This is a genomic window from Iamia sp. SCSIO 61187 (assembly GCF_019443745.1).
Classification (GTDB): domain Bacteria; phylum Actinomycetota; class Acidimicrobiia; order Acidimicrobiales; family Iamiaceae; genus Iamia.
In genome coordinates this window covers 1350179-1375151 of record NZ_CP050948.1, presented here as the reverse complement: position 1 = coordinate 1375151, position 24973 = coordinate 1350179, and the positions used below count along the sequence as shown (strand labels likewise).

General features: G+C 75.2%; 20 protein-coding genes and 1 pseudogene. 8 read left to right on the top strand and 13 right to left on the bottom strand.

Annotated elements, in window-relative coordinates; translation table 11 throughout:
* Positions 1-72: 72 nt before the first annotated feature.
* The 7 genes from HC251_RS06720 to HC251_RS06690 form a co-directional block, all read right to left on the bottom strand.
* Complete coding sequence (locus HC251_RS06720; RefSeq protein WP_219944534.1) at positions 73-1290, bottom strand: cytochrome P450; 1218 nt, start codon at positions 1288-1290, stop codon at positions 73-75.
* 3 nt (positions 1291-1293) lie between these two features.
* The gene (locus tag HC251_RS06715) at positions 1294-1908 is read right to left on the bottom strand and encodes a TetR/AcrR family transcriptional regulator (protein ID WP_219944533.1); all 615 of its coding nucleotides are present in this window, start codon (positions 1906-1908) and stop codon (positions 1294-1296) included.
* Between the two features lie 28 nt (positions 1909-1936).
* Positions 1937-2671, bottom strand: coding sequence for an enoyl-CoA hydratase/isomerase family protein (locus tag HC251_RS06710; protein WP_219944532.1), 735 nt, complete (start codon positions 2669-2671; stop codon positions 1937-1939).
* A complete protein-coding gene (locus tag HC251_RS06705; RefSeq protein WP_219944531.1) occupies positions 2668-3066 on the bottom strand; it encodes a carboxymuconolactone decarboxylase family protein in 399 nt (132 codons plus the stop codon). The genes HC251_RS06710 and HC251_RS06705 overlap by 4 nt, the downstream gene beginning before the upstream one ends.
* Positions 3067-3370: 304 nt before the next feature.
* Complete coding sequence (locus tag HC251_RS06700) at positions 3371-4159, bottom strand: SDR family NAD(P)-dependent oxidoreductase (protein ID WP_219944530.1); 789 nt, start codon at positions 4157-4159, stop codon at positions 3371-3373.
* Positions 4160-4230: 71 nt separating this feature from the next.
* A complete protein-coding gene (locus HC251_RS06695; protein WP_219944529.1) occupies positions 4231-5748 on the bottom strand; it encodes a hypothetical protein in 1518 nt (505 codons plus the stop codon).
* Between the two features lie 3 nt (positions 5749-5751).
* A complete protein-coding gene (locus HC251_RS06690) occupies positions 5752-6726 on the bottom strand; it encodes a L,D-transpeptidase family protein (RefSeq protein WP_219944528.1) in 975 nt (324 codons plus the stop codon).
* A gap of 115 nt (positions 6727-6841) precedes the next feature.
* Here HC251_RS06690 and HC251_RS06685 point away from each other — a divergent pair, with 115 nt between their 5' ends.
* From HC251_RS06685 to HC251_RS06665, 4 genes and pseudogenes are all read left to right on the top strand, one after another.
* Positions 6842-8950 carry a hypothetical protein gene (locus HC251_RS06685; protein ID WP_219944527.1) on the top strand — a complete coding sequence of 703 codons (2109 nt, stop codon included), beginning with the start codon at positions 6842-6844 and terminating at the stop codon, positions 8948-8950.
* An 84-nt stretch (positions 8951-9034) separates the two neighbouring features.
* Positions 9035-10330, top strand: a pseudogene (locus tag HC251_RS25470) (DUF1800 family protein).
* Positions 10331-10332: 2 nt separating this feature from the next.
* Complete coding sequence (locus tag HC251_RS06670; RefSeq protein ID WP_219944525.1) at positions 10333-12312, top strand: DUF1501 domain-containing protein; 1980 nt, start codon at positions 10333-10335, stop codon at positions 12310-12312.
* A gap of 42 nt (positions 12313-12354) precedes the next feature.
* Positions 12355-13221 carry a TIGR03619 family F420-dependent LLM class oxidoreductase gene (locus HC251_RS06665; RefSeq protein WP_219944524.1) on the top strand — a complete coding sequence of 289 codons (867 nt, stop codon included), beginning with the start codon at positions 12355-12357 and terminating at the stop codon, positions 13219-13221.
* Here the strand turns inward: HC251_RS06665 and HC251_RS06660 are convergent.
* Positions 13208-14563, bottom strand: a complete 1356-nt coding sequence (locus HC251_RS06660) for a GH1 family beta-glucosidase (protein WP_219944523.1) — start codon at positions 14561-14563, stop codon at positions 13208-13210. The two genes, HC251_RS06665 and HC251_RS06660, sit on opposite strands and share 14 nt — an antisense overlap.
* A 46-nt stretch (positions 14564-14609) precedes the next feature.
* Between HC251_RS06660 and HC251_RS06655 the strand changes: the two genes are divergently transcribed.
* Positions 14610-15239, top strand: coding sequence for a hypothetical protein (locus HC251_RS06655; protein ID WP_219944522.1), 630 nt, complete (start codon positions 14610-14612; stop codon positions 15237-15239).
* Here the strand turns inward: HC251_RS06655 and HC251_RS06650 are convergent.
* The 4 genes from HC251_RS06650 to HC251_RS06635 all read right to left on the bottom strand — a co-directional run bounded on the left by HC251_RS06650 (position 15187) and on the right by HC251_RS06635 (position 19294).
* Entirely contained in the window at positions 15187-16407 is a 1221-nt protein-coding gene (locus tag HC251_RS06650; protein ID WP_219944521.1) for an NADH:flavin oxidoreductase, read from the bottom strand. The two genes, HC251_RS06655 and HC251_RS06650, sit on opposite strands and share 53 nt — an antisense overlap.
* Positions 16408-16599: 192 nt before the next feature.
* Positions 16600-17730, bottom strand: coding sequence for a nitronate monooxygenase (locus HC251_RS06645; protein ID WP_219944520.1), 1131 nt, complete (start codon positions 17728-17730; stop codon positions 16600-16602).
* Between the two features lie 34 nt (positions 17731-17764).
* A complete protein-coding gene (locus HC251_RS06640; protein WP_219944519.1) occupies positions 17765-18376 on the bottom strand; it encodes a TetR/AcrR family transcriptional regulator in 612 nt (203 codons plus the stop codon).
* A 99-nt stretch (positions 18377-18475) separates the two neighbouring features.
* Positions 18476-19294 carry an HAD family hydrolase gene (locus HC251_RS06635; RefSeq protein WP_219944518.1) on the bottom strand — a complete coding sequence of 273 codons (819 nt, stop codon included), beginning with the start codon at positions 19292-19294 and terminating at the stop codon, positions 18476-18478.
* Between the two features lie 39 nt (positions 19295-19333).
* Between HC251_RS06635 and HC251_RS06630 the strand changes: the two genes are divergently transcribed.
* The gene (locus tag HC251_RS06630) at positions 19334-19657 is read left to right on the top strand and encodes a putative quinol monooxygenase (RefSeq protein ID WP_219944517.1); all 324 of its coding nucleotides are present in this window, start codon (positions 19334-19336) and stop codon (positions 19655-19657) included.
* Between the two features lie 34 nt (positions 19658-19691).
* Positions 19692-20663, top strand: a complete 972-nt coding sequence (locus HC251_RS06625; RefSeq protein WP_219944516.1) for an NADPH:quinone oxidoreductase family protein — start codon at positions 19692-19694, stop codon at positions 20661-20663.
* Between the two features lie 78 nt (positions 20664-20741).
* On the opposite strand, the gene HC251_RS06620 is transcribed toward HC251_RS06625, so the two are convergent.
* On the bottom strand, positions 20742-23579 hold the full coding sequence (locus HC251_RS06620) for a BTAD domain-containing putative transcriptional regulator (RefSeq protein WP_219944515.1): 2838 nt from the start codon (positions 23577-23579) through the stop codon (positions 20742-20744).
* Between the two features lie 118 nt (positions 23580-23697).
* Here HC251_RS06620 and HC251_RS06615 point away from each other — a divergent pair, with 118 nt between their 5' ends.
* Positions 23698-24876, top strand: a complete 1179-nt coding sequence (locus HC251_RS06615; RefSeq protein WP_219944514.1) for an acyl-CoA dehydrogenase family protein — start codon at positions 23698-23700, stop codon at positions 24874-24876.
* Positions 24877-24973 lie beyond the last annotated feature (97 nt).

Genomic DNA, 24973 nt, shown 5'->3' with positions numbered 1-24973 from the left:
CACGGAAGGTGCCTGGCACCATCCGTGGCGCCACGGAAGGTGCCAGGCACCATCCGTGCGTCGCGTCCGTGGTCATCGGGGCACCACCGTGGTGGGCAGGGTGGCCAGGCCCCGGACGTTCACCGAGTGGACCCGCTCGATGCCGGCCGGGTCGACCTCGTAGTCGGCGATCCGGGCCACCAGCTCCTCCAGGCAGACGCGGGCCTCGAGCCGGGCCAGCGACGCGCCCAGGCAGAAGTGGCGGCCGAAGCCGAAGCTGGCGATCTGGCTGGTGTCGCGCTCGAGGTCGTAGCGGTCGGGGTCGGGGAAGACGTCCTCGTCGCGGTTGGCCGAGCCCACCAGCAGCAGCACCCGGTCGCCGGCCGGGATCGTCGTCCCCCGCACCTCGACCTCGCCGGTGGTGACGCGGGCGAGCATCTGGCTCGACGTGTCGTAGCGCAGCGTCTCCTCGACCCAGTCCGGCACGCGGCCGGCGTCGGCGAAGGGCTTGGCCCGCTCGTCGGGGTTGCGCCAGGCCCAGTACCAGGCGTTGCCCAGGAGCTTGGTGGTGGTCTCGTTGCCGGCGACGACCATGAGGAACAGGAAGCTGATGATCTCGTCGTCGGTGAGGCGCTCACCGTCGACGTCGACGTCGATCAGCGCCGACGTCAGGTCATCGGTCCGGCTCGCCCGGCGGGCGGCGATCATGTCGGCGTAGTAGCCGGCCAGGACGAGGGCCGCCTCCATGCCCGCCCGGGGCACGTCCATCACCCCGTCCTCGCGGTGGACGAGCAGGTCGGACAGGCGCCGCAGCTCGGCCCGGTCGGCGACGGGCACGCCCATCAGCTCGGAGATGACGTCCATCGGGAGCTTCCCAGCCAGGTCGGCGATGAAGTCGAAGCCGCCCCGCTCGAGGCCCTCGGCGACGTAGCCGGCGGCGATCTCCCGGATGCGGGGCTCGAGGTCGAGGACCCGGCGGGGGGTGAACCCCCGCGACACCAGTCCGCGCATGCGGCCGTGGCGGGGCGGGTCCATGGCCAGGAACGACATGGTCTTGTGGGCGTGGGGGCCCGACGCCGCCGGGTCGAGCGACACGCCGTGGGCCGACGAGAACGAGGCCGAGTCCCGGAACCCCTCGATGACGTCGGCGTGGCGCGACAGGGCCCAGAACCCGTGCTCCTCGTTGCGGTACACCGGGGCCTCGGCCCGCAGCCGGGCGTAGGTCGGGTACGGGTCCTCGTGGATCTCGTAGGAGTACGGGTTGTAGACGACCGGCGAGCCGGTGCGCGGGTCCTGGGTGGTCGCGCCCACCGCTCAGTCCCCGAGGACGATGCGGGTCACGCCGGCCATCCGCTGCGCCAGCTCGGCGTGAAGGAAGTAGCCCATGCCAGCCGAGAGCATCGCCCCCCAGAGGGCGAGCTGGAGGGCGTCGAGGCGGTCCTCGTCGAGGTCGGCGCCCATGGCGGCGCGCAGGCGGTCGGCCACCTCGACGCCGATCTGCTCGCGGACGCGCTCGACGTCGGGGTCGCCGGCCAGCATGCCGGTGGTGCAGGCCGCGGCCAGCTCGGGCTCGTCGCCCACCAGCCCGGCGATGTCGCCGATGGCGGTGGTGACCCGCCGGGCGGCCGTCGCCGTGGGGTCGGGTGGCGTCGGGGGCTGGGTCTGCAGGCGGCGCCAGAAGACCTCGGCCACCAGGTGGTCCTTGGACGCGAAGTAGGTGTACGCCGTGGCCGGGGCGACACCGGCCCGCTTGGCCACGTTGCGGACCGTGAGGCCCTCGTAGCCGGTGCCCCGGACCTCCTCCACGGCGGCGTCGGTGAGCCGGGCCACGGTGTCGGCCTGGCGGACGCTGAGGTGCCGCCGCACCGGCTCCCGCGTGACCCCGGTCGCGCCGGCCCCCGGTGGGGAGACCCCCGTCGTGCTGGACATGGATCTGGACAGTAGTCCAGTTGCCTGTCTAGGTCAACGGGTTGGTGAAGGTGGCGAGCAGGTCGGCGAAGGCCGCCTCCTCCCGCGCCCGGGCGGCGGTGACGGCCTCGGCCTCCCCCGCCCGGACCAGGCCGCAGATGGCCCTGAGGCCCGGCAGCGGGTGCTCGGCGATGCGGCGGGCCACGGCGGCGACCCGCTCCTGGAGCTCGTCGTCGGCGACGACGGCGACGGCCAGGCCGTGGGCCACGGCGTCCTCGGCCGACACCCAGTCGGCGGTGAGGAGCACCCGGGCGGCGTGCTGGCGACCCATGCGGGCGGCGAGGAGGACGCTGCTGGCGGCCTCGGGTGGGACGCCCATCTCGGCGAACGGCACCCGGAGGCGGGCCGCGGCCCCCATCCACACCAGGTCGCAGTGGAGCAGGAGGGTGAAGCCGATGCCCACGCCCGCCCCGTTGACCGCGGCCAGCAGGGGCTTGTCGAAGGCCTCGACCGCGGCCAGCAGGGTCCGGAAGCCGTGCTCGGCGCCGTCGGGGGCGGTGCCGGCGGCGAGGGCGGCCATCTCGGCCAGGTCCTGGCCGGCGGAGAACACCGTGCCCGCCCCGGTGAGGACCACCACGTGGACGGCGTCGTCGGCCCGGGCCCGGTCGAGCTCGGCGGCCAGGCCGGTGTAGAGGGCGACGTCGAAGGCGTTGCGGGCCTCGGGGCGATCGAGCGTCAGGGTGCGGACCGCACCGGCGTCGGCGACGCCGACGACGTCGCTCACGGGCCCTCCGCCTCGGCGGCGCGGGCGGCGGCCTTGGCCGCGTCGGCGAGCACCTTCTCGACCTGGCCGAACAGCCGGGCGCCGGCGGGCCAGCCGGCGTAGTGGGCCAGGAACACGGCCAGCTCGCGCAGCTGGTCGGCGTCGAGCTCGTCGTTGCCGAAGGCGGCCGCCAGCTGGATCGGCACCACGTCGTGGTCCGCGTTGCCCACCAGCAGGCCGAGCAGCAGCAGGCGGCGGTCCCGCATCGACAGGGCGTCGCGCTGCCAGACCTCGCCGAAGAGGTGCTCGACGGTGTAGCCGAAGAAGTCGCCGTCGCCGTCGGACACCTCCCACCCGTAGACCTCGGCCATCTTCTCCAGGCCGGCGCGCCGCTTCTCGGGGTCGCTCTCCATCATCACCTGGACAGTAGTCCAGACGCCTGTCTGCGGGGCCGCTCCCGTGGACGGACCGTGCCTGTCGTGGCCGCCGGCACCGTTCTGACACCGCGACCGGACACCGATGTCGCCTGGCGCGAACAGAACGACCGCCGAGGCGGCCATCGCCGTTCTGACACCGCTGCCGGACACCGATGTCGCCTGGCGCGAACAGAACCGAGGATGGCGACGGAGGTCGCTCCGATGAGCGTGACGGCACCGGCCGGCGTCGTGGCCACGCCTGTCCGCTCGCGCTCCTGGCACGTTGCGTCCCGTTGCGTCCGTGTCAGCGGGCCGTCCAGCCGCCGTCGACGGTGAGGACGCTGCCGGTGACGTAGCTCGAGGCGTCGGAGGCGAGGAACAGGAGGGCGCCGTCGAGCTCGTGGAGCTCGCCCCGCCGTCCCAGCGGGCAGTGCTGGCGGACGAAGGTGGTGGACGAGTCGTCGGTCCACATCTCGTCGGTCATCTCGCTCGGGAACCACCCCGGCGCCAGGGCGTTGACCCGCACACCCTTCCGGGCCCACTGGCACCCCAGCTCCCGGCTCAGGTTCACCACCGCCCCCTTTGAGGCGCAGTAGGACGCCTGCTTGATGGGGGCGGCGGCGACCGAGCCCAGCATCGACGCCACGTTGACGATGCTCCCCCGCCCCGCCGCGATCATGGGCCCGGCGACCAGCTGGCTCAGGCGGAACAGGGCGTTGAGGTTGACGTCCACGACGGTGCGGAACACCTCCATGGGCTCGGTCTCGGCCGGTTGGGGGGCACCGATCCCGGCGTTGTTCACCAGCACGTCGACGGCCCCGCCGCCGACCGACGCACCCAGCTCGGCCAGGGCGACCAGGTCGTCGTCGGAGGTGACGTCGACGGCGATGGGGGTCGCCCGGTCGACCAGCTCGGCGGCCAGGGCCTCGACCCGCTCGACGCGCCGGGCGGCCAGCACCACGTGGGCCCCGGCAGCGTGGAGCACCCGGGCGAAGTGGGCGCCGAGCCCGGCCGACGCCCCGGTGACGACGGCGGTCCGACCGTGGAGGCGGAACGCGGCGAGGGGGTCGGGGCGCGGGGACGTGTCGCTCATGGCGCCGACCTTATGGACCGACCCGGACGTCGAGGGGCTGCGGCGTCCACGCGGTGCGGCAGCTGCCGAGCTCAGGCGCAGCGCGTGGCGGTGATGACGTCGAGCCCGTTGCCGCCGACCCGGGACCCCACCGACGCGCCCGGGGCGGCCGCCGCCCAGGCGTCGAGGGCGTCGGCGATGGCGGCGCTGCCGGCGGCGTCGTCGCCGACCGCCTCGAGCAGGACGCACGACTCGCCCCCCTCGGTCCAGCTCACGTACTGCCCGCCGCCGAAGCCCTCGAAGGGCTCGAGCAGGCCCACGTCCGGGTCGACCAGGGCCGACATCGGGTCCGACACCACCTCGAGCAGGCGCAGGTCGGCCGCCCCGAAGGTCCCCTCGTCGACCACCTCGCCCGGCGCGACGAGGTCGTTCAGGTCCACCGCCTCCTCGCCCGCCTCGTAGACGGCGGGGTCGAGGACCTGCTCGCTCGTGGTGGGCGGGTCCATGTACGCCGCGTCGACGGCGGTGGTGCCCCCGGCGTCGAGGAGCGCCTCGACGAACCGCTGGCCCGAGGCGTAGGGGACCAGGCTCTCGACGAGGTACGCGGGCGGGATGTCGATCAGCGACGGCAGCTGGTCGAACCCGAGGGCCAGCTCCTCGGCGTCGGCGGCGGCGGCGTCCTCGGGCGAGAGCTGGGCCCGGTAGGCGTCGCCCACGAAGCTGGCCGTCCCCTCGACCAGGGCGAGGAAGCCGAAGGCGGACTCGTCGCCGGCCTCCACCATGGCGTCGAGGCGACCCAGGTCGAAGACCTGGTCGTCGAGGGCGTGGGTCAGCTCGTGGGCGATCACCGTCTGCACGAACGGGGTGATGACGTCGCCCTTGACGTAGAGCTCGTCGGTCTCGGGGTCGTAGAAGCCGAGCACGCTGACGGCCCCGGCCTCGGCGGCGATGGCGGCCAGGTCGGTGCCCGGCGGGATCAGCCCGAGGGCGGCGTCGGTGACGCCCGCGGCGACCAGGGCGTCGGCCTCCTCGGCCTGGGCGTCCTCGAGGAGCCCGACGAACTCGTCGTCGGGCACGGCCTGGACGACGGGGTCGGTCCGGAACTCCTGGCCCCGCGTCTCCTCGACGAAGTCGATGATCTCGGGGAGGACCTCGGCGAGGGGGCGGGCCTGCTCGGCCGGGTCGGGGCCGCCCGGCGTCAGCTCGGGCAGCGACGGCATGTTCGGCAGCGTCGGCTGGATGGGCTCCTCCGAGGGGGGCGCGGTGATCTCCGGGTCGCTGAGGTCGATGGTGGTGTCGGTCGCCTCGTCCTGGGCGTCGTCGGACGAGGACACGACGGCACCGACGCCGACGATCACCAGGCCCAGCACCACCACGATGGCGAGGACGGCGGCGGCGACGGGCCACGGCCGCGGCCCCCCGCCGTCGGGACCCGGTGGGGGCGGCCCGGCGGGCACGCCCCACGCCGACGCCGGTGGGGGGGCGTAGGCCGGCCAGTGCTCGGGCGGACGGTCCGGGTAGCGGGCGCCCCCGACCTGGAGGCCGGTCCCCCCGCCGGGGGACGGCTCGGCGCGATCGGCCACGGGCGGCGAGCTGGGCCAGTCGGCCACGCCCTACCCCCCGTTCTCGGCGCCGGCCGGCGGTGGCGCGGCCGGACCGCCGGGCGGCGGCACCGGGGCCGCCGGGCCGCTGCCGCCCCGGAACACGGCGATGGGCTCGCCGTCGGCGACCAGCCCCTGGAAGTAGGTCGAGATGTGCATCGGGATGCGCACGCAGCCGTGCGAGGCCGGGTGGTTCGGCACCGACGGGGCGCCGTGCACGGCGATGCCGCCGTTGAAGTACACCGGGCTGTAGAGCACGCCGAGGGCGGCGTGGCGCTCGCCGGCGATGCGGCGCTGGTACCGGTAGTCCCCCAGCGGCGTCTGGGCGTCGCCGCAGTACTGCTGGCCGGGCTCGGCGTTGGGGCCCGAGCCCTCCTCGCAGTAGGCGACGCCCGAGCCGCTCGACACGTGGGTCACCAGCTCGAGCTGGCCGTCGCCCCACACGAGGAGGACCTGGCGGTCGAGGTCGACCTCGGTGTGGGTGGGCCCGAGGTCGGGGCGGAGCATGGCGAGGGGCGGGGCGGCGACGATCTGGGCCTCGAGCTGGGGGCTGACGACGCCGTCCTTGGCCAGGCCGTGCAGGGCCTGGAAGGCCCACACGGCCTGGGTGGTCTTGGTCCCGAACTGGCCGTCCGGCTCACCGGGGTCGAAGCCGAGCCGCACCAGGGCCTCCTGGAGCGCCCGGGTGCGGGGCCCCTCGACGCCGGACTGGAGCAGCTCGGGCTCGGCCGGCGGCGGCGGAGCCGTCGTGGTGGTCGTGGTCGGCGCCTCGGTGGTGGTGGTCGGGGCCTCGGTGGTGGTGGGGGCCTCGGTCGTGGGCGCCCCGGTGGTCACCCCGCCCTCGGTGGCGGTCTCGACCGCCTCGGTGGTCGGGGCCGACCCGCCGGCGGCGGTGGTGTCGCCGTCGTCGCCCGAGCAGGCCACCGCCGTGGTGGCGAGGGCGGCAAGGGCCCAGAGGGCGACCAGGGGGCGGGTCCGGTGACGCATGTACCAGCGAGTCTTGCCGACGAGCGCCTCGATCGGCCATCACGGCACCGGGGTCGTGTCCCCGATGTGCGATCCTCGGGACCGGCGACGGCGGACCGTCGCCCACCCTCTCACCGTGCCCGCGACACCCCAGCAACCGTCGACCCCTGCGCCCCCCGCGTCGCTCCCCGTCGCGCCCCCGCGCCCGCCCGGCGACGGGGTGGACCCCACCGCCGACCGCATGCTGGCGGCGGCCCGGGAGGGCAGCAACAAGGCCTGGGCCGCGCTGATCGAGCGGGTCGACCCAGAGTGCCGGCGCCTGGCCCACCTCGTCCTGGGTGGCCACGCCGTCGACCAGACCCTCCTCGCGGCCTACGTCCGGGCCTACCGGGCCCGGCGCAAGGGGCCCGCCGACGCCGTCGTCTTCCTCACCCACCACGTGTGGATCGCCTGCGGCCACGAGCTCCGCCGCCACCAGCGCCGGGAGGCACCGGCCCCCGGGCGCCGCCCGGTGCACGAGGACCGCCGCCCCCGCCTGGGCGCCGACCCCCTCGGCCTGGCGGTCGCCGCCCTCCGCCCCGAGGAGCGTGCCATCTGGGGCCTGGTCGACGAGGCCGGCATCCCCATCAAGGCCGTCTCCGACGCCCTCGGCGTCGACCCCAAGGTCGTCACGACCGTGGCCTCGCGGGTCGCCCGCCTCCTCGACGAGGCCCTCGACGAGCCCACCGGGGCCATGGACGTCCTGGGCCACGACGACGAGGGCCGACCCGACCTGGGTGAGCCGGGCGACGACACCTCCGCCGTCCTCGCCACCGAGCCCTCCACCGTCGAGGCCCCGACCGCCGACGACGACGAGCCCCCGGTCGACGAGGACGACGCCGGCCAGCTCGCCCCCGAGCCCCCGTCGCCCGAGTTCTGGCGCGAGCTGGGTCGCCGCCTCCGGGCCGAGCGGGAGGGCCCGCGCGCCGCACCCCCGCCCTCGCTGCCCGCGCCTGGAGGCCCGTCCCCCTCGCTGGCCACGGCCAAGCCCCCGCCCGTCGCCATGCAGAAGCGGGCCCCGAAGCGGGCCCGGCGCCGGCGCCCCGACCTGATCGAGGAGCTGGCCGACGAGGCCGACCGCCAGCGGGCCCCGCGCCACTGGGCCGGCCTGCTGATCAAGACCGCGGCCGTGCTGGTCGTGCTCGGCGTCCTCGCCGCCGCCATCGCCGTCCTGTACCTGGCCGCGTCCCGGGCCGAGTCCCCGGTCCGGGGCCAGACCGTCGCCGACGTGACCGCCCGCAGCATGGAGGTCCTGGCCGAGGGGGGCACCTGGTCGGCCACCGTCGAGCGCGAGTCCCTCGGGCAGGAGCCGGCCAGCCTGCGGATCCTCGCCAGCACCGATGGCTCGTTCCGCCTGCAGGACACCACGATCAACCGCCTCACGACCTACGACGCCCAGTTCGGCGTGCTCAAGGACACCATCCCCGGCTTCCCGCCGCGGTCGGAGATCGGCGTGGCCATGGGCCCGCCGGACGGGGGTCCGCCGCGCGACGCCACCCCCCTCGACGACCTCGGCATCGCCGCCCGGGCGCTGGCCGCCGTCGACGACGTCGAGCCCGTCGAGGACACCCTCGGCAGCCGCGACGTGCTCCGCCTCCAGGGACCGCTCACCGACGAGGTCGACCTGACCTACACCGTCGAGGCCGACTCGCTGCTGCCGGTGCGCATCACCTGGACCGCCGGCGACGAGACGGTGCGGGAGCTGCGCTTCGCCGAGGTCCAGCAGGACGCCGTCGACGACTTCGACCAGGAGCTGCCCCCGGGCACCCCGAACGCGACCGACATGGGCTTCGTCCCGGTGCGCATCACCGAGATCGCCGGGCGCACGGACCTGACCCCGCTGACCCCCGAGTACCTCCCCGACGGCTTCGAGCCGGCCGGCGTGACGGTCCACGAGAGCGATCGGATCGCCACCCTCCGCTACGCCCGGGGGCCCCAGCAGGTGCTGGTGACCCTCCGCCCGTCGCCGGTCGAGGCGGGCCAGCCGTGGGACGACCCGTTCACCCGGGCCGAGGGGGTCGAGGTGACGCCGACCGAGGTCGAGCTGGACAGCGGGCCGTTCCGGGGGACCACCGCCCTCCAGGTGACGGGGCCCCAGGCCCTGCCGTCGCTGTGGGCCGCCGACGGCCAGCTCGCGTTCACCGTGTCGGGCGACGTCACGCCCGACCAGCTGGTCCGCATCGCCCGCTCGCTCCGCAGCACCTGACCCCGCCGGCCGCGGTGTGGGCCGATCGGCCCAAACCGCGGAGCGTCGCTTCAGCATCACTCCCCGTGACCGACGGGGTGGGGGATGGACTTCACCCGGGCGGACGTCGCCCACCTGCTGCGCCGGGCGGGGTTCGGGGGCACGACCGCCGAGATCGACGCCCTGGTGGCCCGGCCCTCCTGGGCGGCGGTGGTCGACCGCGTCCTCGACACCTCGGCCGCCCCGCCCGACCACGTGCCGGCCCGCGTCGACGACCGCGCCGACCCCTGGTACCCGCCGTGGGTCGCCGGCGTGCAGCACTGGACGGACCGCATGGCGACCACGCCGACGCCCATCGTCGAGAAGATGACGCTGTTCTGGCACGGTCTCTTCACCAGCAGCGTGGACAAGGTGCTGATGCGGCTGGTGTTCCGCCAGGTCGCCACCTACCGGACCCACGCCGTGGGCGACCTCCACGACCTGGCCCAGGCCATGGCCACGTCCCCGGCGATGCTCGTCTACCTCGACAACGAGTCGAACGTGGTGGGCAACCCCAACGAGAACTTCGCCCGCGAGCTGATGGAGCTGTTCCTCCTGGGCCAGGGCCAGTACACCGAGGCCGACGTGGCCGAGATGGCCCGGGCTTGGACCGGCCACGGGTTCGACAGCGTCGGCGAGACCTACATCTGGTACCCGGGCCGCCACGACGACGGACCCAAGACGATCTGGGGGATCACCCGGCGGTGGGACGGCCCCGAGACGATCACCGAGATGGTGCGCGGCTCCAAGCAGCAGGCCTGCGCCCGCCACATCGCCACCCGCCTGTGGGCCTTCCTGGCCGGCCCACCACCCGGACCGGGCGTCATCGACGAGCTCGCGTCGGCCTTCGCCGCCTCCGGCATGCAGATCTAGGCCCTCCTGCGGGCGCTCTTCCTGCACGCCGAGTTCCGGTCCCCGACCGTCCGGGCCGGCCTGGTGCGGAGCCCGGTCGAGTGGATGGTGGCCACCATGCGCGCCCTCGACCTGCCGGCCTCGGTGGCCCGGCCCGAGTGGTTCCTTGAGCGGTGCGGCCAGCAGCTCTACGGCCCGCCCAACGTCGGCGGCTGGAAGGGCAACGAGGCGTGGGTGGCCACCTCGGCCGCCTGGGCGCGCGGCAGCTTCGCGTCGCACTGCCAGTGGCAGGCCCGCGACCGGGGCGTCTTCGCCGGCTACGACCGGATGACCCCGGCCGCCGCCGCCCAGGGCGCCTTCGAGCGCTTCGGCCTCACCGACCCCTCCCCCGCCACCCGGGCCGCCGTCGAGGCCTACGTCCGCGGTGAGCAGACGGCCCGACGCAGCTGGGCGGTCGTCCCCAGCCTGGTCGTGCTGATGATGATGTCCCCCGACCACCAGCTGGCGTGACGATGCCCGACCTCGAGTACGAAGAGATCCAGGAGCTGCTGAGCCTCCCGGCCGACGCCATCCCCGGCCAGGTCGCCCGCCGCCGCTTCCTCCAGGGCGCCCTCGCCGCCGCCGCCGGCACGGCCCTGCTCCCGTCGTGGATGGACCGCATGGCCGCGGCGGCGACTCCCATCGCGGCCACCGACGGCGTCCTCGTCGTCCTCCAGCTGGGCGGCGGCAACGACGGCATGAGCATGGTCGTGCCGACCTCGGACCACCCCGACCACGGCCGCTACCGGACAGCCCGCGGGAACCTGGCCGTGACGGCACCGCTGACGCTGGGCGACGGCCTCGGGCTCAACCCCCGTCTGCCGAAGCTCAAGGCCCGCTACGACGCCGGCCAGGTCGCCGTCGTCCGCGGCGTGGGCCAGACGACGTCCGACTTCAGCCACTTCTCGTCGACCGCCACGTGGATGGCCGGCACCGCCGGATCGTCGCGGGCCACCGGCTGGCTCGGGCGCTGGCTCGACGGCGTCCCCGAGTCGGCGGGCGGCCTCCGGGCCCTGCAGGTCGGCCCCTCGGTCCCGCTCCACATGCGGGGCCGGACGTCGGTCGTCACCGCCATGGACACAGGCGGCAGCATCTACGGGGCCGACCAGCGCGAGGCATGGCAGAAGCCCGTCTACGACGCCATCGCCGCCATGGGGGCGGGCACGACCGGGCGGGGGCGGCTCGCGGACCTGGTGGCCGACGTCGGCGCCGACGCCATGGCCCTGGCCACCCGCCTGGCCCCGGTGTACTCCCCCACCCTGCCGTCGGGCCCCCTGCGCCCCGACCTGACGCTGGCCGCCCGGCTCATCAACGCCGACCTCGGCCTGCGCGTCCTGTCGTGCTCGCACGGGCCCTACGACCTCCACGACGGGATGGGCTGGGGCTACCCCAACCTGCTCGCCCAGCTCGACGACAGCATCGACGCCTTCTTCCAGGCCCTGGCCCCGGCCGTCCGCGACCAGGTGACGCTGATGACGTTCTCGGAGTTCGGACGCACCGTCCGGACCAACGGCTCGGGCGGGACCGACCACGGCACCGCCGCCCCCCAGCTGGTGATCGGGGGCAACGTCAAGGGCGGCCTGTACGGCGCCCAGCCCCGCCTCGACGACCTGACCCGCGGCGGCGACCTCAAGGTCCACGTCGACCTGCGCTCGTACTACGCGTCGGTCATCGACGGGTGGCTGGCCGGCGGGAGCAGCACCGTCCTGGGCGCCACCTACGAGGACCTCAGGCTGTTCCGGGCCACGCCCGGCGGCCCGTCCACGCCGCCGCCGACGACCCCGAACCCGTGGCGCCCCTTCCCGGACGCGGCGACCCTCGTCCGCCAGCAGTACCTCGACCTGCTCGGCCGGGTCGGCGAGGCCGACGGCGTCGCCTTCTGGACGGGCCAGCTCACGTCGGGGGCCCGCTCCATCCCGTGGCTTGTCAACGCCTTCCTGAACTCCGCCGAGTTCGGCCGGGCCGTGAGCCCCGCGGCCCGGCTGGCCCTGATCTGCTCCGGCACCGTGCCCGCCTTCGACGACCTCATGGCCTGGGGGGCGCGGGTCCGCGCCGGCGAGCCCCTGGCGGCGATCGCCGTCGACGTGTGCTCCCGACCCGCGTTCGCGGCCCGGTACGGGGCCTTGAGCGACGGGGCCTTCGTCGACCGGGCCCACAGCGACGCGACCGGGGCGGCGCCGGCCTCCGCCTTCCGGTCGACCTGGGTCGGGCGCCTCGGTGCCGGCACCGCCACCCGGGCCGACGTCATGGCCGCCCTCACCGCCCTCCCGGCCGCCGTCTCCGCCATGCGCCCGACCGTCGACGTCACCATGACCTACGCCGGCCTGCTCCGCCGGGCGGCCGAGCCCGAGGGCCTGGCCTTCTGGGTCGCCAAGGTCACCAGCGGCACCAGCATCCAGCGCCTCGTCTCGATGTTCTTCGCCAGCGCCGAGTACCAACGCCGGTTCTCGTAGTCGTTCGCTCGCCGGCGCGCCGGGCTGGGGCACGATGGCGGGGTGCCGGCGCGGATCCACCTGACCCTCCCGTCGTTCGGAGGGTGGGCGGACGGGGACTGGGGACGGGTGCTCGACCTGGCCCGGGCGGCCGAGGCCGCGGGGATGGACGGCGTCGTCGTGCCCGACCACGTGGCCATCGGGCCCCGGACCGACCGCTACCCCGCCGGGCCGTTCCCGCTGCCGGTCGACGCGCCCTGGCTCGACCCCCTGACCATGCTCACCGCGGTGGCGGCCGTGACCGAGCGACTGCGGCTCGGGACGGGCGTGCTGATCGGGCCGGCGCGCCCGCCGGTCGTGCTGGCCAAGACCGTGGCCACGCTCGACGTGCTCTCGGGAGGACGGGTCGACCTCGGTGTCGGCACCGGGTGGCAGCGGGAGGAGCTCGAGGCCGCCGGGATCCCCTGGGCGGAGCGGGGCCAGCGGCTCACCGACGGCATCACCGCGTGCCGGGCCCTGTGGGAGGGCGACGGGCCGGTGACGGTCGACCTCCCCACGGTGGCCTTCACCGAGCTCCGCAGCGCGCCGGCACCGCTCCAGCGCCCGCTGCCGGTCCTGTTCTCGGGCACCCTCCACGCCCGCAACCGGCACCGGATCGTCGAGCTGGGCGACGGCTGGATCCCGATCATGGGGGCGACCGTCGCCGACGTCCGTGCCGGCGCGGCCGAGCTCCGCACCGCCTTCTCCGCCGCCGGCCGCGACCCGGACGCGCTGCGGGTCCGGGCTCCCGTCGACGCCGACCTGGCGTCGGTCACCGACCTCGTCGCCGCCGGCGTCACCGACCTGGTGGTGAACCTCCGCCACGCCGGCGGCGACCCGGGCCGCCTTCCGGACCTGGTGTCGCAGGTGCAGGCCCTCAGCCCGGCGTGACGGTGCCGCCCAGGAGCCGGCTGAACCAGTAGCCCGAGTCCTTCACCGTGCGCCGCTGGGTCTCGTAGTCGACGTGGACGAGCCCGAAGCGGGGGCGCAGGCCGGCAGCCCACTCGAAGTTGTCGCAGTACGACCAGCAGAAGTAGCCGTGCACCGGGACGCCCTCGCGCCGGGCCCTCGCCACCTCGGCGAGGTGGTCGCGGTAGTAGGCGGTCCGGCGGACGTCGTGCACCCGCCCGTCGACCAGGTGGTCGGGGTAGGCGGCGCCGTTCTCGGTGACGAACAGCTCGGGCACCTTGCCGTAGCCGTGGACGGTCCTCAGCACGTCGGACAGGCCGGTCGGGTCGACCTCCCACCCCATGGCGGTGATGTCGAAGCGCTTGTGGTCCTTGCGGAACAGCGGGACGAACCGGAGGCCCGGCACGGGCGCGGCCGCCACCGCGAAGCGCTGGTAGTACTGCACGCCCAGGAAGTCCCAGTCGACGACGAGGTCCGCCTCGTCGCTGCCCCGGACGTACCGCTCGATGCCCCGCAGGAGGGGGGCGTCGTCCATGGGGTAGCCCAGGCCGAGGCTGGGCTCGACGTAGACCCGGTTCATGGCCGCGTCGAAGGCCCGGGCGGCGCGCCGGTGGCGGGGACGGTCGCCGGCCACGTCGGGTGGGGTGAAGATGTGGGTGGTGCCGACCGACGCCCCCGGGGCGGCGGCCCGGATGGCGGCCGCCCCGCGCCCCTGGGCCAGGCCGACGTGGTGGACGGCGGCCTGGAAGCGGCGCAGGCTGCGGACGCCGGGCGCGTGCCCGCCGAGGAGGTACCCGAAGGGCAGGAACGTGCCGGGCTCGTTGAACACCATCCACCGGGTGACCCGGTCACCGAGGCGCCCGACGACGGCGTCAGCCAGCTCGCCGAACCACTCGACGCTGTCCCGGTTCGCCCACCCGCCCCGGCGGTGCAGGGCCTCGGGCAGGTCCCAGTGGTACAGCGTCACCCACGGCTCGATCCCGAGCTCGAGGCACGTGTCGACCACCCGCGAGTAGAAGTCGAGCCCCTTGGTGCTGACCCGGCCCACCCCGTCGGGCAGGACGCGGGGCCACGAGATCGAGAAGCGCTGGGCGTCGAACCCCATGGCCCTCACCAGGGCCAGGTCCTCGGGGTAGCGGTGGTAGAAGTCCGTCGCCACGTCGCCGTTGGTCTTGTCGAACACGCGGCCGCCGCCGTGGGTGAAGGTGTCCCAGATCGACGGGCCCTTGTCGTCGGCGTCCCACGCCCCCTCGACCTGGTAGGCGGCGTGGGCCACCCCCCAGGTGAAGTCGTCCCCGAAGTCCTCGCGTCGCAGCTCCGTCACGGCGGAACCCTCGCAGCCCCCGAGGGTCGACGGCCAGACTGGACCGGTGACCGCTCCGCTGGTCTGGTACGTCGCCTACGGGTCGAACCGGTCCGCCGACCGGCTCCGGGCCTACCTGGCCGGCGCGTCCGGTCCCGACGCGCCGTACGGCGCCCACCGCGGGTGCGGCGACCCGACCCCTCCCCGCGCCGACCGATGGCTCGCGCTCGACCGTCGGGTGACGTTCCGCGGGACCTCGCGACGATGGGGCGGCGGGGTGGCGTTCCTCGACCTCGACCCCACGCCGGGGACCGAGACCCCGGCCCGGGCCTGGCTCCTCGCCCTCGACCAGGTGGCGGACCTGGTCGCCCAGGAGGCCCGCCTCGCCACGGCACCCCACCCCGACGCGCTGGGAGCGATCCCGCCCGGGGGCCGCTTCGCCCTCGGCGGGGGCTGGTACGACACGGTGCTGCGCCTGTCGGACGTCGAGGGCCGCCCCGCCCTCACCGTCACGACCGCCCAACCCCTCCCCGCGACCGAACCCACCTCGGCGTACCTGTCCACCCTCGCGGCCGGCCTGGCCGAGCAGCGGACCGACGGACGGGGTCAGACCCCGTCCGTCGGCAGGTCGGGCGAGGGCGACCTCAGGTCGACGCCGCCACCGGGTGGGGGCGCTCGGGCACCTCGGGGTGGGTGATGACGCAGCGGGTGCCGCTGTAGATCGTGGGCATGCACCGGTTGCAGTGGATGCACGACCCCTCGGCCACGGCCCCGTCGAGCAGCTTCCGGGGGAGGTCGGGGTCGATGAGCAGGGCCCGGCCCATGGCCACCAGGTCGAAGCCCTCGCCCAGGGCCGACTCGATGGTGTCGATCCGGTTGATGCCCCCGAGCAGCGTCAGCGGCATGCGGACCGTGTCCCGGACCTGCCGGGCGAGCGGGAGCAGGTACGCCTCCTCGAAGGGGTAGTGCGGGAACATCCTCCGGCTGACGAGCCGCAGCCCGACCCCGACGAGCGGCGACTGGGCCGCCACCATCTCGTCGAGGGGCACGTCGCCCCGGAACAGGAACATCGAGTCCCGGAGCGAGCTGCCCGCCGTCAGCTGGAGGGCGTCGAGGTGGCCGTCGCCCTCGAGCAGCCGGGCCACGACGAGGCTGTCCTCGATGGCCAGGCCGTCGGCCGGGCCGTCGACCATCCCGAGCTTGGCGGTCACGGCGATGGCGTCGCCCACCTCGTCGCGCACGGCCGCCACCACCCGACGGGGGAAGCGGCTGCGGGCCTCGATGGGTCCGCCGTAGTCGTCGCAGCGGCGGTTGAGGTCGGGGCTCAGGAACGAGCTGAGCAGGTAGCCGTGACCGAGGTGGATCTCGACGGCGTCGAACCCGGCCCGCACCGCGACCGACGCCGCCCGCCGGAACTGGCCGACCACCTCGTCGAGCTGCGCCCGCGTCGCCCCCCGCACGAGGGTCATGGCCGGGCCGCTGACGCGGGGACTGGGGGCGAGGGTCGGCCGCCGGTTGGAGCGGACGTTGGCGACCAGGCCGGCGTGGCCGAGCTGGGCCGAGACCAGCGCGCCCTCGTCGTGGACGGCGTCGGTGAGCTGCCGCAGCGGGTCGACGGTGCGGTCGTCCATCACCAGGGTGTGGCGCTGGACGCGGCCCCCGGGGGCGACGGCGCAGTAGGCCACCGTCGTCAGGGCGGCTCCGCCCCGGGCGACGCGACGGTGGAACTCGACCAGCTCGTCGGTGACCTGCCCCTTGGGCATGACGCCCTCGAACGTGGCCGCCTTGGTGATCCGGTTCCGCAGCGTCAGCGGCCCCAGCCGGAACGGCGTCGCCGCCCGCAGCGCACCGCCCGGGTCGCTCATCGCCGGACGCGCCGAGCCGTGTGCGGTGGGCCTGGCGGCAGCCCCTTCACCCGGCCTGCGTCGGATCGAGCCGGTGAGCACGAAGATGGCGGCGTCGGCGGAGCCGACGCGCTCAGGGCGGCGGGTGGGGTCGGAGGACGTGAGCTTCGGCGGGGAGGGGCCTGGGGCGACCACGGTGCGGTCACCACCGACCTACACATTGGCTTCGGCATTGAGGCGGTTCAGGCGGTCGACGGCCTCGAGGTACTCCTCGACCAGGCGCTGGACCACCGCCGCGGTCTTCTCGACCTTGTTGAGCTGGCCCACCACCTGGCCGACGGGGTTGAACATCACCGACAGGGCCTTGTCGGCGTAGCGGTGGCTGCGGGCCACGCAGTCGCCCGAGACCATGTACTGCAGCGGCATGGGCAGCGGATCGGGGGCGTCGGGCGCGGACCAGGCCTCGGTCCACTCGGTCTTGATCATCCGGCACGGCTTGCCGGTGAAGCTCCGGCTGCGGACGGTGTCGCGGGACGTGGCGTCGAGCAGCTGCTTCTGCTGGGCGGGCGGCAGGTCGGCCTCCTCGACGGTGAGCCACAGCGACCCGGCCCACACCCCCTGGGCGCCCATGGCCAGGGCGGCGGCGATCTGCTGGCCGGTCCCGATGCCGCCGGCGGCGAGCAGCGGGGTGGGGGCGATGGCCTCGGCGATCTGGGGCCAGAGCACGACCGAGCCGACCTCGCCGGTGTGGCCACCGCCCTCGCCGCCCTGGCCGATGACGATGTCGACGCCGGCCTCCTTGTGCTTGAGGGCCTGGTAGGGCGAGCCGCACAGGGCGGCGACCTTGCGGCCGGCGTCGTGGATGAGATCGATGACCTCCACCGGCGGGGTGCCCAGGGCGTTGGCGATCAGCGCCACCTTGGGGTGGTCGAGGGCGCACTGGACCTGCGGGGTGGCGGTGGCCTCGGTCCAGCCGAGGAGCTGGAGGCTGTTGCTCTCGCCCTCGGGCAGCTCGGGCACGCCCCGGTCGGCGAGGAGCTTCTTGGCGAAGTCGAGGTGCTGCTGGGGCACCATGTCGCGGAGCGTCTGGGCCAGGTGCTCCGGGTCCATGTCGTCCATGCCCTCGTACTTGCCGGGGATGACGATGTCGACGCCGTAGGGGTGGTCGCCGACGTGCTCGTCGATCCACTGGAGCTCGACCTCGAGCTGCTCGGGCGTGAAGCCGACGGCGCCGAGGACGCCGAAGCCGCCGGCCTTCGACACGGCGGCGACGACGTCACGGCAGTGGGTGAAGGCGAAGATGGGGAACTCGATGCCGAGCTCGTCGCAGATCGGTGTGCGCATGGTGGGGGGGTCTCCGGGGTCGCGGGTGGTCGGGTCAGGTCGGCGTGCTGGGGACGATCCCGGGCGCCCGAGCGCCCACATCTGTCCCCAGGACGGCCTTGAGGGCGGTGACGGCGACCTCGTCGGTGACGGCGGCCGGGTCGACCCGGCGCATCATCTCCAGACCGAGGAGGAGGCCGATGACGGTGGCGCCCACGCTGGCGGGCGGGTCGGCGACCCAGGTCCGGGCGTGGTCGGCGATCCCCGCCCACGCGGCCTGGTAGCGCTTGGCCAGGTAGCGCCGGGCCTCGTCGCTCTGGGCGGCGTAGCTCCACAGCTCGTGCTCGAGGGCGATCCAGCGACCGTCGCCGCTCGGGGGGCGGGCGACGGCGTGCCACATGGCGGCGACCCACTCGTCGAGGCTGGCGGCGGCGGCCTGCTCAGCGGCGATGGCGACGGTGGCGTCGCCGACCCACGTCTCGAGGAGGGCGAACAGGAGGCCCTCCTTGCTGCCGAAGTGGTCGTAGAGCGCCCCGCTGGTGCGGCCGGCGGCGGCGGCGATGGCGTCGACCGACGCCCCGGCGATCCCCCGCTCGGCGAAGAGCGTCGCCCCCGCGTCCAGCAGCGCCGTCCGGGTCTCGGCCCGCCGCTCCTCCTGGGTCGCCACGAACTTACATTGCCACCGTTACGTAACGCCGTCAACGTCGATCCCCGCAACCTTGTCCGGAAGTCCCCCTCTGTGGCTGGGTTCCGGACAACGTTGCGGTCAGACGTGGTCGAGGACGGCCACCCAGCCGGCGTCGGCCGCGCTCGGGATGACGTGGTCGGCCCGCTCGAGGGCGGCGGGGTGGGCGACCGCCGGCACCAGGGCGACGGCCGCGCCGTCGAGCAGCTCGAGGTCGTTGGAGCCGTCGCCGAGGGCGAGGACCCGCGCCGGGTCGAGGCCCCGGGCCGCGCAGAAGGCCCGCACCCCGTCCCACTTCGACTGGCCGTGGGGGGCGACGGTCAAGGTGGCCAGGCCGGGGTAGTCGAGCGACCGGTCCAGGTGCGTCTCGGCCGTCGTCGCGGTGGCGTCCCGGGCGGCGACGCAGGTGCGGTGCTCCACCCCGATCAGGCTGAACCCGAGCACGGGCAGGTCGGCGACGACGGCGGCCAGGTCGCCGGTGGCGCTGTGGGCCGCCAGCAGGGCTCGGGCGTGGGCGGGGTTGGTCGACGGCTCGGGCCCGAGGAAGGCGTCGACCTCCGGGTGGTCGACGTGCACGACCGGCTGGAGCCCGAGCTCGACGAAGCGGTCGTGCACGGTGACGGCGTCGGCCGCGTCGAACGGGGCCCGGTGGAAGCGATCCCCGGTCGCCAGGTCGACCCCGAGGGCGCCGTTCAGCACCACCGCCGGCGGGCGGAGACCGACCCGGGCCAGCGGTCTCCGGGTCGACGCCAGGCGTCGCCCGGTGGCGATCAGCAGCGGGACGCCCCGCCGCTCCAGCTCGGCCATGGCCGCCACGACCGACGGGGCGATCTCCTCCTCGGTGTGCCAGAGCGTCCCGTCGAGGTCGGTGACGACGAGGCTGACGGGTCCGCGGGGCATCGGGTCATCATGACGGGCCCGTCGTGCCAGGCTCCGGCCATGAGCGAAGAGCGCACCCCCGCCCTGGTCATCAGCGGCACGATCGTCATCGACCCGGCCCGCGTGGAGCGGGCGCGCGAGCTGGTGGCGCCGCTGACCGTCGCCACGCGCGCCGAGGCGGGGTGCCTGGCCTACGGGTTCCACGCCGACCTCGACGAGCCCGGCACCTTCCACCTCTACGAGGAGTGGGAGTCGGCCGAGGCCAACGCCGCCCACTCCGCCTCGCCGCACCTCGCTGCGTTCATGGACGCCATCGGCGAGCTCGACGTGCGCCGCGCCCGCCTCGATCGCTACGAGGTGGCCCGGGCCGAGCGCATCATGTGATCCACCGCCCCGGGGCGCCCCTAGGTTGGCCGGCATGCGAGCTGCTCAGGTGCTGCGGTTGGACGGTCCCGACGGGCTGGAGGTGGGCGAGGTCGACGAGCCCACGCCCCGAGACGGCCAGGTGGTGATCGACGTCGAGGCCGCCGGCGTCACCTTCCCCGACCTGCTGATGACCCGGGGCGAGTACCAGATGAAGCCGACCCCGCCGTTCGTGCCCGGCTCGCAGGTCGCGGGCGTCGTCCGGTCGGCACCCGACGGGTCCGGTCTCCGGGCCGGCGACCGGGTGGCCGCCCTGTGCGGGCTGGGCGGCTTCGCCGAGGTCGCCACCGCCGGGCCCGACGCCACCTTCCCGCTGCCCGACGCGGTGTCGTTCGCGGCCGGTGCCGTGCTGCCGGTGAACTACCTGACCGCCGAGTTCGCCTTCGAGCGGAGGGGCCGCCTGCAGCCGGGTGAGACCGTGCTCGTCCACGGAGCCGCCGGCGGGGTCGGCACGGCGTCGATCCAGGTGGCCAAGGCGATGGGCGCCCGGGTCATCGCCGTCACCTCCACCGACGCCAAGGCCGACGTGGCCCGCCGGCTCGGCGCCGACGACGTGGTGCCGGCCGACGGGTTCAAGGACGTCGCCCGCGAGCTCACCGGGGGGAAGGGTGTCGACGTCGTGCTCGACCCCGTCGGCGGCGACCGCTTCACCGACTCGCTCCGATCCCTGGCCACCGAGGGCCGGCTCCTGGTGGTCGGCTTCGCCGGCGGCGAGATCCCGACGGTCAAGGTGAACCGGCTCCTGCTGGCCAACACCAGCGTCGTCGGCGTCGCCTGGGGCGAGTACGCCTTCTCCCACCCGGGCTACCTCCAGGAGCAGTGGGCGCGCCTCGCCCCCCACCTGGCCTCGGGGGCCGTCGACCCCCTCGTGGGCGGCAGCTACCCGCTGGCCGAGACGGCCGCCGCCGTCGGTGAGCTGGCCGCCCGCCGGGCGACGGGCACCCTGGTGGTCGAACCCCGGCGGTGACCGTCGCCGTCCGTCCCGAGCGACCCGGGCGGACGCCGTCTCGGTGCGGGTCGGGGACCGGCCGGAGCGCCCGCCGCCTCAGCCGGCGTCCGGCCCGACCTCGCGCCGCACCTCGGTGAGCTCAGCCAGGACCAGGGCCACGAGGGTCTCAGGGGTCGCGGCCGGACGGGGGTCGGGGCCACCGACGGCCTCGACGAGTGCTCCCGGCTCGGCCGCGGCGGCCGAGGCGCGCGCGGCCGCCGCCCTGATGCCCGCCGCGGTCGACGGGCGACCGAGGGCGTCGAGCAGGGCGGCGACGTTCCGGAGGGTGGTCCACTGTTGGGTCCAGTTGCCCGTCGTCCGCCAGTAGCGGATCACGGTGACGAGCTCGTCGATGGCCCGCCGGTGGTGGCCGTTCACCGCCAACGTCGACGCCAGCCCCACCCGGCTGATCGATGCGACGAACGTCGCGCCGACGCCCGACGCCAGCGCGATCGACTCCTCGTACTCCCCCAGCGCGGCCCGGTCGGGCCCGAGGAGCTCGCCCCACGCGTAGCGGCACAGCGCCACCTCCGTCGGGGAACCGACGTCCGCCGCCCAGGCGTCGGCGGCGGCGAGGCTCCGACGGGCGAGGTCGGCGTCGCCGGTGTACACCGCGGCGAGCGCGGCCTGCGGGAGGTAGGCCCCGTGAGGTCGACTGGCCGCCACCCACAGCTGCCGGGCGGTCTCGGGCTGGCCGAGGAACAGACGCACGCTGCCGAGCGCCTGCAGGCACGCCACGGACGTGGGATCGCGCCGGAGCCCGTCGGTCGCCAGCCGGGCGGCTCCATCCAGGTCGCCCGTGAGCCACGCCGCCGTCGCCGCCGCGCCGAGCCCATCCGCGCCTCGCTGGTGCTCGGGCAGGGCGGGATGGGCGACGAGGTCGAGGGCCCACGACCACACCTCGGGCAGGTCCCGGGCGGTGGCCGGCCGGGTGAGCGCGGCGCTGATCGCGATGGCGGTGTCGAGGTCGCCCCCGAGCCGCGCCGTCCGGTGGGCGACCCGGAGGTTGGCCACGTCCGAGCGCAGCCGGGCATCGGCGACGGCCTCGTCCGGGCTCCGGCACGTGTCCTCGATCCACGCCGCGGTGCGCCGGGCCCACGCGGCGCGCAGCGAGCACGCCGCCGCCGCCTCCTGGGCCTCGTCGAGACGCTCGCGGGCGAACGCCCGCACCGGCTCGAGCATCGCGTAGCGGGCGGAGCGCTCGAGCTCGGCGTCGAGGAGGGACGCCTCGGCGAGGGCCACGACCTCGGATGCTCCCCCGCCCGGGAGCTGGAGGTGGGGCGCCAGCTCCTCGACGGTCGCCAGGTCGGCCCCGCCGGGGAAGGCGCTGAGCGTCCGGAGGAGGCGGCGGGCGGGCTCGGGGAGCAGGCGGTAGGACCAGTCGATCGCCGCCCGGAGGGTGCGGTGCCGCTCCGTCGGCCGTCCGTCGGTCAGGAGGTCGAGGTCGTCGATCCTCGCCGCCAGGTCGCGCAGCGACATGGACGCCATGCGCCCGGCGGCCAGCTCGATGGCGAGCGGCAGCCCGCCGAGACCCCGCACCACCGACCGGATGACCTCCTCGTCGGCGCCGTCGGACCGGAACCCCGGCCGCACCCGGCGCGCCCGATCCAGGAAGACGCGGCACCCTGCGTCGCCGGCCTCGGCGAGGGGCCCGATCCGGACGACGCACTCGGCTGTCAGCCCGAGCGGCGTCCGTGACGTGGTCAGCACCGTCAGGTCGGAGCGCCGAGCGAGCAGCGCCTCGACGAGGCGGCGCACCGGATCCAGCACGTGCTCGCAGCTGTCGAGCACCAGGAGCTGGCCGCCGCTGCCGATCCGGCGGTGCACGGCGTGGACCGGGTCCTGCCCGCCGGGCACCCGCACGCCGAGGGCGGCCGCCAACCGGGCCGGAAGGTCGTCGTCGGCGGCGAGGGCGGCGAGGGGCAGGAAGTGGACGGCCTGCCCGCTGCCGCTCCGGCGATCGGCGACGGCGCAGGCGAGGCGGCTCTTGCCGATCCCGCCCGTCCCCGTCACGGTGACGACCGGCTGGGTGCCCACCAGATCGTCCAGCCGGACGAGCTCCTCCTCCCGACCGTGCAGAGGCGTGGCGAAGCGAGGCCACTCGGCGGTGGCCGGCAGGGACCCGGGTGCGGGCCCGCGGAGGCGGGGCCCGACGCCCCGGAGGGCGGGATCGTCGTGCACGATGCTCTGCTCGATCCGGGTCAGCTCCGAGCTGGGGTCGAGGCCCGTGCCCTCGCGCAGGTGCCGGCGGAACCCGCTGAGCGTCCGCAGCGCCTCGGCCGTGCGACCGGCGCCGTGCAGGGCGCGGGCGAGGAGGACGACGATCGTCTCGTCGTAGGCGTCCTGGGCGGCCGCCTCCCGGAGCCGGGGCAGCACGGCGACGTGGTCGCCCGCGTCGACCAGCGCCGCCATCCGGCGGACGTCGAGCTCGTGCCGCAGCGCGGCGAGGCGCATGCGATCCGGCACCAGCGCCTCCACGTCGTCCAGGTCGGCCAGGGGCTCGCCCACCCAGAGGGCGAGCGCCTCGCCGAGGGCGGCCGCCCTCCCCGGGGCATCGAGCTCCTCGGCCCCGGCGGCGAGCCGTTCGACCCGCGCCGTGTCCACGGCGTCCGGGTCGACCTCGAGTCGGTAGCCGCCGTGCTCGCGCCGGATGCGGTCGGGACCGACGAGACGCCTGAGCTTCGAGACGTAGCTGTGGAGGTTGCCGGTGGCGTTGGGCGGCGGATCGTGGCCCCAGAGGACGTCGATGAGCGTCCCGGCACTGACCACCCGGTTGGGCTCGAGCGCGAGACGGGCGAGGACCGTCCGCTGCGGCCGGCTCCGCACGGCGCACGTGCCGCCCTCGGAGCGCACCGACACGGGTCCCAGCAGCGAGATCTCCAGCCTCTCGCGCACGGGACGATTGTCGCGCCGGCCGCCGAGCCCCGCGGGCGACGACCGGAAGGCCACGGGCAAGCCCGCGGCAAGCGACGCCGTCGAAGGTGGTCCGCACGAGCGACGAAGGGACCTCACCATGAGCATCGACGAGACGGCCACCCGACCGCAGCACGACCTCGACGACCGGACGCTCGAGCGCTTCCGGGACCGGGCCGGCACCTACGACCGCGAGAACCGCTTCTTCACCGAGGACCTCGACGAGCTGGTCGAGGTCGGCTACCTCCGAGCCCCCCTCCCTCCGACGTGGGGCGGCGGGGGCGCCACGATCGCCGACATGGCGCGGGCCCAGCGTCGGCTGGGGGCCGTTGCCCCGCCCACCGCCCTGGCGACCACGATGCACCTCTACATCACGGGCGCGGCGTCGACCCTGCACGCCGCCGGCGACCGCTCCGTCGACGGGCTCCTCGACGCCGTGGCCGCCGGGGAGATCATCGCCTCCGGCCATGCCGAGACCGGCAACGACCTCCCGATCCTGCTGTCGACGACGAAGGCGGAGCCCGTGCCCGGCGGGTACCGGGTGACCGGCCGCAAGCGGTTCGGTTCCCTGGGCCCGGTGTGGTCGCGGCTCGGGATCCACGCCATGGACACCAGCGGCGGACAGCCCGAGGTGATCCACGCCTTCGTCCCGCGGGACGCCCCCGGAGTCCACGTGCAGGACCAGTGGGACGCGCTCGGCATGCGAGCGAGCCAGAGCTACGACACCGTCCTCGACGACGTGTTCGTGCCCGACGAGCAGGTGCTGCGCGTCCTGCCCGCCGGCGACCCGACCGACCCGTTCTTCGGCGCCATGAGCGCGTGGGCCTTCCTGCTGATCGGTGCGGTCTACCTCGGCATCGCCGACCGGGCGCTCGAGCTGGCGGTGCAGAGCGCCACCACCAGGTCCTCGATCGCCATCGAGCGCGGCACCATGGCCCACAACCCCGAGATCCAGCACGCCGTCGCCGAGGCCTACGTCGACGTCCTCGCCGCCGGCACGCTCCTGGAGGCGACGGCCGACGCGTGCGCCACGGACCCGACGGTGCCGGACCTGCCGCCGCGGGTCATGGCGGCGAAGCAGGTGGCGGTGGATGCGGCCAAGCGCGTCGTCGACCGGGCCCAGGAGGTCGCCGGCGGCAGCGCCATCGCCACCGGCACCGAGCTGGAGCGGCTCTTCCGCGACGTCCGGTGCGGTTGGTTCAACGGCATGAACGGGTTCCTCACCGCCGAGACGATCGGCAAGGGCATCCTCGGGGTCGATCCTCGACCGCGGTGGTGAGGCCGCCGACGCCAGCACGACCTCGGTCGTCGGCGGAGGCGAGGCGGCCTCCGACCGGCGCGGTCCCGCCGATGAGTCGGCGGCGGCGTGAGGGTCG

Bases quoted from the DNA above. Each gene is read 5' to 3' on its own strand.
- HC251_RS06715 (WP_219944533.1), bottom strand. From the start codon at position 1,908: ATGTCCAGCACGACGGGGGTCTCCCCACCGGGGGCCGGCGCGACCGGG.
- HC251_RS06705 (WP_219944531.1), bottom strand. From the start codon at position 3,066: ATGATGGAGAGCGACCCCGAGAAGCGGCGCGCCGGCCTGGAGAAGATG.
- HC251_RS06700 (WP_219944530.1), bottom strand. From the start codon at position 4,159: ATGAGCGACACGTCCCCGCGCCCCGACCCCCTCGCCGCGTTCCGCCTC.
- HC251_RS06690 (WP_219944528.1), bottom strand. From the start codon at position 6,726: ATGCGTCACCGGACCCGCCCCCTGGTCGCCCTCTGGGCCCTTGCCGCC.
- HC251_RS06670 (WP_219944525.1), top strand. From the start codon at position 10,333: ATGCCCGACCTCGAGTACGAAGAGATCCAGGAGCTGCTGAGCCTCCCG.
- HC251_RS06650 (WP_219944521.1), bottom strand. From the start codon at position 16,407: ATGAGCGACCCGGGCGGTGCGCTGCGGGCGGCGACGCCGTTCCGGCTG.
- HC251_RS06645 (WP_219944520.1), bottom strand. From the start codon at position 17,730: ATGCGCACACCGATCTGCGACGAGCTCGGCATCGAGTTCCCCATCTTC.
- HC251_RS06635 (WP_219944518.1), bottom strand. From the start codon at position 19,294: ATGCCCCGCGGACCCGTCAGCCTCGTCGTCACCGACCTCGACGGGACG.
- HC251_RS06630 (WP_219944517.1), top strand. From the start codon at position 19,334: ATGAGCGAAGAGCGCACCCCCGCCCTGGTCATCAGCGGCACGATCGTC.
- HC251_RS06625 (WP_219944516.1), top strand. From the start codon at position 19,692: ATGCGAGCTGCTCAGGTGCTGCGGTTGGACGGTCCCGACGGGCTGGAG.
- HC251_RS06615 (WP_219944514.1), top strand. From the start codon at position 23,698: ATGAGCATCGACGAGACGGCCACCCGACCGCAGCACGACCTCGACGAC.